Source organism: Pseudoalteromonas luteoviolacea NCIMB 1942 (genome assembly GCF_001625595.1).
Lineage (GTDB): Bacteria > Pseudomonadota > Gammaproteobacteria > Enterobacterales > Alteromonadaceae > Pseudoalteromonas > Pseudoalteromonas luteoviolacea_A.
The window spans coordinates 1-12,593 of sequence record NZ_AUXT01000180.1 but is presented as its reverse complement, the minus strand read 5'-3'; the positions used below and the strand labels follow the sequence as shown (position 1 = coordinate 12,593).

Sequence of the window (12,593 nt, the reverse complement as noted above, 5' to 3'; positions counted from 1 at the left end):
CTTTCGGGCATCATTAGATGCCCGAAAAGTCGTGCTATCGTTGATTTAACGCACGTGTTTTTCTAACGTGTTCACTGAGCTCAGTAAGACCTAATTTGTCATAGCTCTTTTCCATCATATCTAGCGCTTCAAGTAAATAGCTACTTTGAGAGTAGTGCTCTAACACATACTTACCACGATTTGCCGCTGCCAAATAGGCTTCTCGCTCAAAGTAATAAGTGGCAATCTTTATCTCATAGCGCGCCATCTTGTTTAGTAACCAAGCTAATCTTTTCTTCGCTTCTGGCGTGTAGCTACTGTCAGGGTAGTTTTTAATTAGCGTTGATAAATCTTGAAAAGCCACACGTGTTTTACTCACATCGCGGTCAGCGCGATCTACGCCAAAATAATCTTGAAAAGCATTTTCATCTGCTTTGATGTTGATTAATCCGCGCATGTAGTACATGTAATCAAGGTTTTTGTGATTTGGGTTTAGGCGAATAAAACGATCTACAGTTGCGAGCGCTTGATCTGTGTTACCTGTTTGGTAAAAAGCGTACACCAAATCCATCTGTACTTGTCTAGAATATGGGCCAAACGGATAGCGAGCGTTAATTGCGCCCAGTAATTGAATTGCTCTGGCGTATAGGCCTGAATCTAATGTTTGTTTAGCGTCTTCATAAAGAGCCTGTACCGACTTATTTGGTACGCGTTCTATTTCTTCTTGTTCTGGGGCTGAAGAACATGCGGCTAATCCTAGTATCGATGCGCTTATTACAACTGCTGTAGCGCGTTTTCCCAACTTCATTATCATTTTATTTTACTACCTTCGTTGTCTTCGGCTAGGCCAAGTCGGTAAAACCGAGTAAACTATGCATTTATGCGATTCTAACCCAGTCGAGCGAGGCTTGCACTGGTAATTTAGGTAAAGTTACACATGTCAGAGCAAATTTCTCTACAAGCCGAAGTGCCAATCGAGTTAGGCGGTAAACGTCTAGACCAAATATTAGCGCAATTGTTCCCTGATTTTTCACGTTCAAGAATAAAAACTTGGATATTAGATGAAAAAGTGACAGTGAATGGTCGATTATTGAGCACGCCAAAAGAAAAGCTGTTCGGCGGCGAACTCGTAGAGATCGAAACACAAATTGAAGCAGAACGAGAATACGAAGCGCAAGATATCGCGCTAGATATCGTATATGAAGATGATGACATCTTGGTAATTAACAAACCAATGGGATTAGTCGTGCACCCCGGTGCAGGTAACCCAAATGGCACAGTATTAAATGCTTTGTTACACCATCATCCTGATATTATTAATGTACCACGTGCAGGTATTGTACACCGCCTGGACAAAGACACCACAGGTCTAATGGTTGTTGCTAAAACGATCCAAGCGCAAACGCATCTGGTCAAGAATCTTCAGGCGAGAACCAACTTTACACGTGAGTATGAAGCCATTTGTAATGGTACTATGACTGCGGGAGGTATGATTGAAAAGCCAATAGGACGTCATGCAACAAAGCGCACTCATATGGCTGTTCATGAGATGGGCAAACCGGCTATCACACACTACCGAGTTGCTGAAAAGTTCAGAGCTCATACACGATTGAGGCTGCGCTTGGAAACGGGTCGTACCCACCAAATCCGTGTTCACATGGCCTATTTAAAGCATCCATTAATCGGTGATCAATTATACGGTGGTAGACCTTGCCCGCCTAAAAATGCTTCGGAGTCTTTCTTAGACACACTTCGCGGTTTCAAAAGGCAAGCGCTACATGCGGTTAAGCTGAGCATCGCTCATCCAATTACAGGTGAAATGATGACTTGGGAAGCGCCTATCCCAGATGATATGCAAGCACTTACTGATGTGCTACGAAGTGACAGTAAGGAAAATCCGCAAATTGAGTACTAACTCTGTGCTATTACCAAGCTGGCCGTTACAAAGCCAAATCGGTGCTGCTTCCAGCACCCGCTTGGGAGGGTACTCATCAGCGCCTTTCGATAAGTTGAACCTCGCTTATCATGTCGGTGACAAAGAACAAGATGTCGCTAAAAATCGTGCTGCACTAAGTGCTTACTTACCGGCTGAAGCGCTGTGGCTTGAACAAGTGCACGGCAATCAAGTTCATGTATTGAATGAAGATACAGATACGTCGAAGCTAGTTCGAGCAGATGCCATGTATACCAATCTTAGGCGTAGGCCTTTGGCCATCATGACTGCTGATTGTTTACCCATTTTGCTCGCTACGAAACAAGGGAACGAAGTTGCTGCTATTCATGGTGGTTGGCGGCCCTTAGCGGCCAATATTATTGCCAATACCCTCAATCATTTTAGCGCAAGCTCCACAGAGGTCGTGGCTTGGCTTGGGCCCGCAATTGGCGTATCTGCGTTTGAAGTCGGTGCTGAGGTTCGCCAAGCATTTGTCGAACAAAGTGACGCGTATTGTCAGGCATTTAGTCCCACTACTTCGAATAAATACATGGCTGACATTTTCTTAATTGCAAAGTTGCAGTTACATGCCCTTGGGGTAACGTCCGTATATGGTGAAAACTTATGCACTGTTTCCCATCCCGAGCTATTTTTCTCATACCGTCGCGATGGGCAATGTGGCAGAATGGCAACGGTGATCTGGCGCAAATAAATTAAACCTACCACTTGATCCTGTATGATTGAGGACCCACTTTAATAAGTAGTTTAGATTACTTAGGTGTGAAATCTCATGCGGTTAGACAGATTTACCAGCAAATTTCAAAGTGCGTTATCGGATGCACAATCCCTCGCTTTAGGAAGAGATCATCAATTTATTGAGCCTGTACATTTAATGTATGCGTTGTTACAGCAAACAGGTTCAAGTGTTAGAGCGTTGTTTGCACAGGCAGGGATAAGTGCAGATGAGCTAAACACCAAGTTGTCTCAAGCCATTGAAAGGCTTTTTAAAGTTGAAGGTGTTGGTGGCGACGTCCAACTCTCAAACAACTTAATCTCATTGATTAACCTGTGTGATAAATACGCACAAAAACGCAAAGATAAATATATTTCCAGTGAGTTATTTGTATTCGCATCATGTGAAGATAAAGGTGAGCTGGGAGACATATTCAGAGCGCTGAATATAACACAGGACAAAGTCGAAAAGGCCATCAAGGCTATTCGTGGTGGGCAAAAAGTTGATGACCCAAATGCAGAAGAAACTCGTCAAGCACTTGAAAAGTATACGATAGACCTTACGGAGCGTGCCGAGCAGGGTAAACTTGACCCGGTGATTGGACGTGATGATGAAATACGACGCACGATTCAAGTCTTGCAAAGAAGAACGAAAAATAACCCCGTATTAATCGGTGAGCCGGGGGTGGGTAAAACTGCCATAGTTGAAGGACTGGCGCAGCGTATTATTAATGGTGAAGTACCTGAGGGGTTGAAACATAAACGTGTGCTATCACTTGATTTAGGCGCGCTAGTAGCGGGTGCTAAGTATCGTGGTGAGTTTGAAGAGCGACTCAAGTCTGTACTCAATGAGCTTGCTAAAGAAGAAGGCAGCGTTATTCTGTTTATCGACGAAATACATACAATGGTCGGTGCCGGTAAAACGGATGGTGCAATGGATGCTGGTAACATGTTGAAGCCAGCACTGGCTCGAGGAGAGTTACATTGTGTGGGTGCCACAACGTTGGATGAATATCGCCAATACATTGAGAAAGATGCCGCACTAGAAAGACGTTTTCAAAAGGTGTTTGTGTCTGAGCCCACAGTAGAAGACACGATAGCCATACTCCGTGGTTTAAAAGAAAGATACGAGCTACACCACTCAGTTGATATAACGGATCCCGCGATTGTGGCGGCCGCTAATTTATCTCACCGTTATATTAGTGACAGGCAGCTACCGGATAAAGCCATTGACCTTATCGATGAAGCCGGTTCTTCAATCAGATTGCAAATAGATTCTAAACCTGAGCAATTAGATAAGCTTGAGCGCCGCATTATTCAATTGAAATTGGAAGATAATGCACTGGCAAAAGAAAAAGATGACGCCAGCCAAAAACGCCGTACAGAAATGCAGTCGCTTATCTTACAGTTAGAAGGTGAATACAAAGAGCTCGATGAAGTTTGGAATGCCGAAAAAGCGTCTCTGCAAGGTACACAGGTCATTAAGGCTGAATTAGAACAGGCACGTCTTGACCTTGAAGTTGCAAGAAGAGCCAGTGATTTACAACGCATGTCTGAACTTCAGTATGGACGCATTCCCGCTCTAGAAAGAAAGCTAGATCTTGCCTCACAAGCTGAGATGCAAGAAATGAGCTTGCTTAAGAATCAAGTCTCAGAAGATGAAATTGCTGAAATTTTGTCTCGTTGGACTGGGATCCCCGTCGCAAAAATGCTTCAAGGTGAACGAGAAAAACTACTCAATATGGAAGGTGAACTACACCACAAGGTGATTGGTCAGGATGAAGCAGTCAACGCAGTCGCAAATGCGATACGCCGTTCAAGAGCAGGGCTTGCTGATCCAAATCGCCCTATTGGTTCATTTTTATTCTTGGGGCCAACAGGGGTCGGTAAAACAGAGCTAACTAAAGCGTTGGCGAGCTTTATGTTTGATACTGAAGATTCCATGGTCCGTATTGATATGTCGGAGTTTATGGAGAAGCATTCTGTTGCGCGCTTAGTGGGTGCACCACCGGGCTATGTTGGTTATGAAGAAGGTGGCTATTTAACCGAAGCTGTTAGACGTAGGCCATATTCGGTGGTGTTACTTGATGAAGTAGAAAAAGCGCACCCTGATGTGTTCAATATTCTACTACAAGTGCTTGATGATGGCCGCTTAACAGATGGACAGGGTCGTACAGTAGACTTTAAAAATACCGTCATTATCATGACCTCTAACTTAGGCTCAGATGTTATTCAAGAGCAAGCTGGCAACAACGATTATGTCGCTTTAAAAACCAAATTAATGGAAGTGCTGACGACTCAATTTAGACCGGAATTCATTAATCGCATTGATGAGACTGTTGTTTTCCATCCATTGGCGACTGAACACATCAAAGAAATAGCCAGCATTCAGCTAGACAAGCTAGCATCACGTTTGAAGGAGAATGGTTTTGGTTTTGAAGTCAACGAAGAGGCGCTGGAGAAAATAGCTCAAAGTGGTTTTGATCCAGTTTTTGGGGCAAGACCATTAAAACGTGCAATTCAGCAGTATATCGAAAACCCGCTAGCACAGAACCTATTACAAGGTGATTTTACTGGGGCAAATACGATCACGGTTTCAGTCAAAGACGACGCAATCAACTTTGATGCACAATAATACGTCGATTCGAGGCAAGTGTGCTTAACGTATCTGTGTTTGCCTCGATATATTCTTTTCCTACTGGCCTATAATCTCACGAATCACCTTGAGAACACGATGAAGTTATTGGGGGGATCTCATTTTATATGGTAGATTTGGTAGCTATTTAGTCTACCGTGATGGCATTCCATGAATAATCAATATAAGCAAATGGGCGTAACTGAATTTGGTATTTCTGAACAGTTAAATGTCAGGATGTCGACTAAACCAATGCTCGGGGCGGAGCAAGTTTGGGTTCGTGTATTGGCGTCATCAGTTAATCCGATAGACATAAAAACGCGCAGTGGTCATGGCTATGTGGCTCAAGCGAAACTGCCTGGGGAGTTTTTGCCACTTGGCTACGATCTATTGGGCGTAGTCGAGCAGGTAGGAGAAGATGTTTCGGATATTCAGCCAGGAGATACTGTACTTGGCATGGTAGGTTTTCCATCAAGCCCTGGGTGCTATGCGTCTCATGTAATCGCAAGTAGCGAACAAATTATTTGTGTCGAAGAGAAAGTTTCTCTTGATATTGCGGGTCTAAGTTTAGCGGGACTCACAGCGGTACAAGCTTTGTCTAAGCTATCGACAAGTAACGGCACTTTATATATCAATGCGCCAACAGGTGGTGTTGGACATTTGGCCGTGCAAATCGCAAAAAACATAGGATTCGATGTCGTTGCGGTAACGAATCGTGGCGATTTGATAGCGTCATTTGAATTTGAGTTACCTTATATACATTACGATGACTTTTTTGCTCAAAAGAAAGCTGGGCAGTTACTAGACCTAGTTGGTGGTGAGATTGCAAAGAAAATGTTGAGCAATATGGAGCGCGGTTCGTTCTTCGTTACGGTGCCCACGGTGACCAAAGATGATGTAATAACTCATGGCCATTCGCTTGAAATGCGAGGTGAAAGTGTTTTGGTTGCTCCAAATTGTCAGCAATTAAACACACTATATCAGGCTGTAGTAAATAACCAGCTGAAAGTAGTTGTGAGTGAAAAGTACAAATTAGATGAATTAAGCCAGGCGCACACATTTGTTGAGCAAGGTCAACACTTTGGTAAAGTTATAATTGTGGCTTGAGTATTTATAAATTGCCCCCATTGAGGATGGCATAACTTAAGCTTGATCCGAGCCTCGAGGTATTTTTTTGAAACAAACTAATTTTGCAAGCAAGCTAGAAAAGCTTGCCACATCCACGCTTGTATCCTCTTTAATCGGAATACAGCGGGGTATTGAACGAGAAGCACTGCGGATCCAGTCATCTGGTAAGATTGCCAAAACACCTCACCCTGAAGGTGTCGGCCATCCGTTGACACATAGCTCAATTACAACTGATTTTTCAGAGTCTCTACTTGAGTTTATCACCCCAGTTAGTACTTCCGCTGAGCAGACATTAGCGCAGCTAAGAGATTTACAAAAATATACGTTGGCCAATATGGGCGACGAAATGCTGTGGCCAATGAGCATGCCTTGTTTTATCGAAGACCAGCAAGACATTGTATTGGCTCAATTTGGTGAGTCCAATATCGGTAAAATGAAAACGCTATATCGAGAAGGGTTAAAAAATAGATATGGAAGTATGATGCAGGCGATTGCTGGTGTGCATTTCAATATCTCATTTCCAGAGTCTTTTTGGCTTGCCCTAAAAGTGAGTGAGCAAGATGACAGTCAGTTACAAGACTACATTTCAAATAAGTATTTAGGGCTTATTCGCAACTTTAAACGAGAACTGTGGATGATTAGTTACTTGTTTGGTGCATCTCCAGCTTTATGTAGTTCGTTTTTGCAAGGTAAGCAGAGTAACTTACCTTTTGAAAAGCAAGGTAAGGGCACATTGTATCTGCCTAATGGCACGGCACTTCGTTTAGGTGACTTGGGGTATACCAACAGTGAGCAATCTTCATTAAAAGTCATGTACAACAGCTTGACGGAGTATGTGGCGGGTTTGCAAAGAGCAATACGATGCCGCTCAGACCTTTATGAGGGCATTGATGACTTTCGCGCAGAAACACCTAAGCAGTTAAACAAAAATATTCTCCAGATAGAAAATGAGTTCTATTCGCCTATTAGACCTAAGCGTAATGCACAAAAGCATGAAACTCCGACTCAGGCCTTATCTCGTGGTGGAATTGAATACATTGAAATCCGTGCATTGGATGTGAACCCATTTTCTGATACGGGTATTAGCATAGAGCAAATTAGGTTTTTGGATGTATTTTTAACGTATTGCTTACTGAAAGATGCACCGGAAATGAGCTGGGAAGAGCAGCAAGTATCGGATCAAAATCTCCAAGCTGTTATCAGTACTGGTCGTGATACTAATACAGTGTTACAGCGAGATGAGGAGAAGATAACCATCGCCCAATGGGGTGACGAGATTTTCTCAGGGCTTACAAAAGTCGCTGAGTTGTTTGACGCGGCGCATGGACATACGCTTTACTCTGATACTGTGCGTAATCTTGCAACTTGGGTTACGAACCCGGATGACACCTTTTCTGGTAAGCTTGTATCTTCACTTCGTGAAACAGGTGGGGATTCCGCAGAGCAAGCGCTTGATATTGCCAAGCGATACAAAAATGAGCATCTCAGTGCTGACTATCAATACTATTGTAAAGCGGATTTAGACAAGCAGGCTGCTCAGTCTTTTGAAGACGAAAAAGCAGTGGTAGAAAACGATATCCTATCATTTAAAGCATTTTTGCAAGATTACTTCGAAAAGGCATAAAAAAACGCAGCCAAGTTGGCTGCGTCAAAAATATCAGGGATGAAACAATGCTAAACTGCTGCATTCAAGTAATATGACCTCAGCAAAATAGAAAAGTTCAGGTGAGTTCAAAAAAATGCGAAAAAAAATAATATTTTTACCTCTACTTCTTACTATGGCCGGTTGTGCCACCGCGCCACCCAAGCAACCTAATGATATTTGCAAGATTTTTGAAGAAAAAGAAGATTGGTATTACGATGCACGTGATGCACAAGAAAAGTGGGGTTCGCCAAAACATGTGCTAATGAGCATGATGTATCAAGAAAGTTCATTTAGACATGATGCCGCACCGCCAATGGAGTATTTTTTAGGTTTCATTCCAGTAGGCCGAGCTAGCTCAGCATATGGGTACTCTCAGGCCAAGACGATGACTTGGAGTGATTATATCCGCGAAACAGGTAACTCTGGGGCAGACAGAGATGACTTTGAGGATGCCATCGATTTTATGGGCTGGTTTGTTTATAAAACGCATAAGGTGAATGGCGTCTCTAAATGGGATGCGTATGCGCAGTATCTTAATTACCACGAAGGGTGGGGAGGATATCGACGTGGCACCTATAAGAAGAAAAAATGGTTAATGAAAGTAGCCAATAAAGTTAAGCATCGTGCTTCTCGTTATGGTGCACAACTTAAAAGGTGTGAAGATGACTTAGACAAGAACTGGTTTGAGCGTTTGTTTTCATAGAGTTTAAACACGAGTAGCCAGTATAGAAATTGTGGTTTTAATTGGTACTTAATTCAACCTGCTCAAATCTAAAAGGCCAGTGTATGACACTGGCCTTTATTCATTTAGGTGAGAGATTTAGTTGGTTGTAATGGAAAGACTTTAACAACTTTAATCATATTCTCTTTTACTTCTAAAACTTCCATCGGATAGTTGGCAATTTTTAGGCTGAGTTGCGATTCAGGGATATCTTCAAGATACTCTACAATAAGCCCACTTAAGGTTTTTGGACCTTCAGTGGGTAGCTCCCATCCCATTTCTTTATTTAGATCGCGAATGTTTGCGCCACCATCAACCAGCACTGAACCATCACTTTGAATAGTGACTTCATCACTCGGGGTTGGTGTTTGAGTCGTCGTAAAATCTCCGACAACTTCTTCTAAAATGTCTTCAAGTGTTACCAGACCTTGGATATCACCATATTCGTCAACAACTAGACCTATCCGCTCTTTATTTTGTTGGAACTTCAGCAACTGAGTGTTTAGTGACGTACCTTCTGGAATGAAGTAAATTTCTCGTACTGCACGTAGCAGTGAAGGTTTGTCGAATTGCTCTTTAGTGAGCAGGCGTAGCGCGTCTCGAGAGTGAATAAACCCTACGGCATCGTCAATTTGGTCTCGATATAAGAGCACGCGGGTGTGCTGAGCGTTGGTTAATCTACGCGTAATATCTTTCCAGTCGTCATTAATATCAATGGCGTTTATTTCACTGCGCGGGATCATGATGTCTTCAACGGTAACTTGCTCTAGGTCTAATATAGACGTCAGCATGCTACCATGATTCGTTGGCAGCATCGCACTAGACTCGTTTACAACAGTCTTAAGCTCTTCTTTACTCAAGCTATGTTCTTCAATTTGCTCTGGCGATACACCAAACAACTTTAGCATGCCATTGGTGATCCAGTTGACCGTAACCACAACGGGGAAGAGTACTTTTAATAAGACTTTTAAGATAACAGAGCTTGGAAAGGCTACCTTTTCAGGATACAAAGCTGCGAGTGTTTTGGGTGTCACTTCGGCAAAAATCAATATGACCAGAGTAAGGGCAAACGTTGCCACAACAATACCCGCATCACCAAGTAAACGCATACCTATCACCGTTGCTACGGCGGATGCTGCAATATTGACTAGATTATTACCTATGAGAATAAGGCCGATTAAACGATCAGGTCTTTTGAGTAGCTTATTTACACGCCTAGCTGATTTATTGTTTTCTTTAACTAAGTGTCTAAGCCTGTACCGATTAATTGACATTATGCCGGTTTCTGAACTTGAGAAGTATCCGGAAATCAGTATCAGTACGCCCAGTATAATGAACAGGGCGCTAGTGGATATGTCGTCCAACAGAGGATCCTTTTTTTACTTTCGAAAGGCTATTAAGCGTCAGCATAGAATAAGAGTCAAGTTCCATGCTCACTTTTCTTATTCTAAAATTTATCCAAGATGACTTCTTGTATAAATCGGCTTCCAAAATAGGCCAATGTTACGATGCCTGAAGCTCCAAGCACCGCAAAAACGACGGGTTTGCCGCGCCAGCCAAACTGGTGATGACCTATGGTTACAGCACTAAAAATAACCCAAGCTATGAGTGACAAAACCGTCTTATGAATAGATGCTTTATCAAACATGCCATCTAAAAATACAAAGCCCGCAAGTAGTGCAAGAGTAAGCAGCGCTGTACCAACGGTTAGTAGCTGATAAAGTTGTGATTCAACTTGCATCAACGGTGGTAAATGACTGTTCATAATAGCGAGGTCTTTGCTTTTTAATCGCTTATCAATAAAAAAGAACTGCACAGCGTAAAGCGTCGCAATAATCAAAATACAGTACGCTAATAAAGACAGTGAAATGTGCGTAACTAAGCCTAAATCCACATTGATATCATCCATAATGATGTGGTGTGGAATAAATAGGCTTGCTACTAATAAAATGGCTGCAAAGCCATATACAACAGGTAATAGAAGCGTTGCTGGGAATTTAAGTGATACAGTTGTGACTGAGACTACAATGACCCAACAAGTAAGCAGTGCAATATTGATGGTGCTTAAATCTTGACCATGCTGTGTAAACACTGAGTTCACGAGCACAAGCATGTGGCTCAAAATAGCGACAGTACTTAAGATGACTGTTAATTTTTGGCTTGGGCCTTCTTTATGAAACAAGCGTGAAAGCACGTGCCCCGTCGCCAGTGTGTAAAACAGGCTCGCCAACAATGACAAAATAATGATCATGAACTTTATGTCTACTTTACGTGGTCCTTTTATAGGCTATTGTATTTTAAGCCTCGTCGCTTGCAAAGACTTTGTAAAAAGAATCTTTGTATAACTTGAATACTGTATTACTTGCGCGCATATCAGTATAATGTTGCGTAATTACGAGATAGTGGAAGCGATACATGTTTGAGAACCTCCAAGAACGCTTAGGAAAAACGCTTAAAAATATCAGCGGCAGAGGCCGTTTGACTGAAGATAATATTAAAGAAACACTGCGTGAAGTGCGCATGGCATTTCTTGAGGCTGACGTTGCGCTGCCTGTAGTACGTGAGTTTGTAAAACAAGTAAAAGAGCGTGCTGTTGGTGTTGAAGTAACTAAAAGTCTAAGCCCTGGTCAGGTTTTCATAAAAATTGTTCGTGAAGAACTTGAAAAGGCCATGGGTGAAGCGAATGAAGAGCTAAACCTAAATGCACAGCCGCCGGCTGTAGTTATGATGGCAGGTTTGCAAGGTGCAGGTAAGACAACCAGTGTTGGTAAGCTAGCCAAATTCTTAAAAGAGAAAAAGAAAAAGTCTGTGCTTGTTGTAAGTGCCGATGTATATCGTCCAGCGGCTATCAAACAGCTGGAGACATTGGCCTCAGAAGTTGATGTTGAGTTCTTCCCAAGTGATATTTCACAAAAGCCAGTAGACATTGCTAACAATGCGGTAAATCACGCTAAGAAAAAGTTCATCGATGTGGTGCTGGTGGATACGGCTGGTCGTTTGCATGTCGACAGTGACATGATGGATGAGATCAAAGAACTAAACGCGACAATTAATCCAATTGAAACGTTATTTGTTGTTGATTCAATGACTGGTCAGGATGCTGCTAATACGGCTAAAGCTTTTGATGAAGCGCTGCCGCTCACAGGTGTGATCCTGACTAAAACCGATGGTGACGCCCGTGGTGGTGCAGCCCTATCTATTCGCCACATTACAGGTAAACCGATTAAATTTATTGGTGTAGGTGAGCGTACCGATGCGTTAGAGCCTTTCCACCCTGATCGTATTGCTTCGCGTATTCTTGGGATGGGTGATGTTTTATCACTTATCGAAGAAGTGGAAGCCAAAGTTGATAAAGACAAGGCTGCGAAAGTTGCAGAAAAAGTATTTAAAGGCGACGGTTTTACACTTGAAGATTTTTCCGAGCAACTTAAGCAGATGAAAAACATGGGCGGTATGATGTCTATGTTAGAAAAGTTGCCAGGTATGAACAACTTACCAGATGCGGTTAAAGGGCAGGTAAATGACAAAACCTTCAACCAAATGGAAGCCATAATTAGCTCTATGACACCAAAAGAGCGTGCAAGACCAGAAATCATAAAAGGGTCGCGCAAAAAGCGTATTGCAGCCGGTTCTGGTACTCAGGTACAAGACATCAACAAGCTACTTAAGCAGTTTACGCAAATGCAAAAAATGATGAAGAAGATGAAAGGCAAAGGCGGCATGATGAAAATGATGCGCGGTATGAAAGGCATGATGCCACCGGGTATGTTTGGCGGCGGCGGTCCTAAATTTTAATCATTGCTAGAAAATAAAAAAGGGA

10 protein-coding genes are annotated in these 12,593 nt (G+C 42.6%); 7 read left to right on the top strand and 3 right to left on the bottom strand.

Annotated features, from left to right (window positions below; all coding sequences use genetic code 11):
• Positions 1 to 34: 34 nt before the first annotated feature.
• Entirely contained in the window at positions 35 to 793 is a 759-nt protein-coding gene (locus tag N482_RS15715; protein ID WP_063377931.1) for an outer membrane protein assembly factor BamD, read from the bottom strand.
• 123 nt (positions 794 to 916) lie between these two features.
• Between N482_RS15715 and rluD the strand changes: the two genes are divergently transcribed.
• From rluD to N482_RS15685, 6 genes are all read left to right on the top strand, one after another.
• The gene (gene rluD / locus N482_RS15710) at positions 917 to 1,894 is read left to right on the top strand and encodes a 23S rRNA pseudouridine(1911/1915/1917) synthase RluD (RefSeq protein WP_063377930.1); all 978 of its coding nucleotides are present in this window, start codon (positions 917 to 919) and stop codon (positions 1,892 to 1,894) included.
• Positions 1,884 to 2,624, top strand: a complete 741-nt coding sequence (gene pgeF / locus N482_RS15705; RefSeq protein WP_419555043.1) for a peptidoglycan editing factor PgeF — start codon at positions 1,884 to 1,886, stop codon at positions 2,622 to 2,624. Before rluD ends, pgeF begins: the two co-directional genes overlap by 11 nt.
• Positions 2,625 to 2,702: 78 nt before the next feature.
• Positions 2,703 to 5,279, top strand: coding sequence for an ATP-dependent chaperone ClpB (gene clpB, locus N482_RS15700; protein WP_063377929.1), 2,577 nt, complete (start codon positions 2,703 to 2,705; stop codon positions 5,277 to 5,279).
• A gap of 171 nt (positions 5,280 to 5,450) precedes the next feature.
• Positions 5,451 to 6,386: an NADP-dependent oxidoreductase gene (locus tag N482_RS15695; protein ID WP_063377928.1), complete on the top strand. Its 936-nt coding sequence runs from the start codon at positions 5,451 to 5,453 to the stop codon at positions 6,384 to 6,386.
• 67 nt (positions 6,387 to 6,453) lie between these two features.
• Positions 6,454 to 8,031, top strand: a complete 1,578-nt coding sequence (gshA, locus tag N482_RS15690; RefSeq protein WP_063377927.1) for a glutamate--cysteine ligase — start codon at positions 6,454 to 6,456, stop codon at positions 8,029 to 8,031.
• Positions 8,032 to 8,146: 115 nt separating this feature from the next.
• The gene (locus N482_RS15685; RefSeq protein WP_063377926.1) at positions 8,147 to 8,755 is read left to right on the top strand and encodes a transglycosylase SLT domain-containing protein; all 609 of its coding nucleotides are present in this window, start codon (positions 8,147 to 8,149) and stop codon (positions 8,753 to 8,755) included.
• Positions 8,756 to 8,859: 104 nt separating this feature from the next.
• Here the strand turns inward: N482_RS15685 and N482_RS15680 are convergent, their stop codons facing one another.
• Positions 8,860 to 10,137, bottom strand: a complete 1,278-nt coding sequence (locus tag N482_RS15680; RefSeq protein ID WP_081227987.1) for an HlyC/CorC family transporter — start codon at positions 10,135 to 10,137, stop codon at positions 8,860 to 8,862.
• Positions 10,138 to 10,220: 83 nt separating this feature from the next.
• Complete coding sequence (locus N482_RS15675; RefSeq protein WP_063377924.1) at positions 10,221 to 11,024, bottom strand: cytochrome C assembly family protein; 804 nt, start codon at positions 11,022 to 11,024, stop codon at positions 10,221 to 10,223.
• Positions 11,025 to 11,188: 164 nt separating this feature from the next.
• Between N482_RS15675 and ffh the strand changes: the two genes are divergently transcribed.
• On the top strand, positions 11,189 to 12,568 hold the full coding sequence (gene ffh / locus N482_RS15670) for a signal recognition particle protein (RefSeq protein ID WP_063377923.1): 1,380 nt from the start codon (positions 11,189 to 11,191) through the stop codon (positions 12,566 to 12,568).
• Positions 12,569 to 12,593: the final 25 nt, after the last annotated feature.

Excerpts from the sequence above, each read along its gene's own strand:
- N482_RS15695 (WP_063377928.1), top strand. The coding sequence starts at position 5,451 with ATGAATAATCAATATAAGCAAATGGGCGTAACTGAATTTGGTATTTCT.
- N482_RS15685 (WP_063377926.1), top strand. The coding sequence starts at position 8,147 with ATGCGAAAAAAAATAATATTTTTACCTCTACTTCTTACTATGGCCGGT.
- rluD (WP_063377930.1), top strand. The coding sequence starts at position 917 with ATGTCAGAGCAAATTTCTCTACAAGCCGAAGTGCCAATCGAGTTAGGC.
- N482_RS15715 (WP_063377931.1), bottom strand. The coding sequence starts at position 793 with ATGATAATGAAGTTGGGAAAACGCGCTACAGCAGTTGTAATAAGCGCA.
- N482_RS15675 (WP_063377924.1), bottom strand. The coding sequence starts at position 11,024 with ATGATCATTATTTTGTCATTGTTGGCGAGCCTGTTTTACACACTGGCG.
- clpB (WP_063377929.1), top strand. The coding sequence starts at position 2,703 with ATGCGGTTAGACAGATTTACCAGCAAATTTCAAAGTGCGTTATCGGAT.
- ffh (WP_063377923.1), top strand. The coding sequence starts at position 11,189 with ATGTTTGAGAACCTCCAAGAACGCTTAGGAAAAACGCTTAAAAATATC.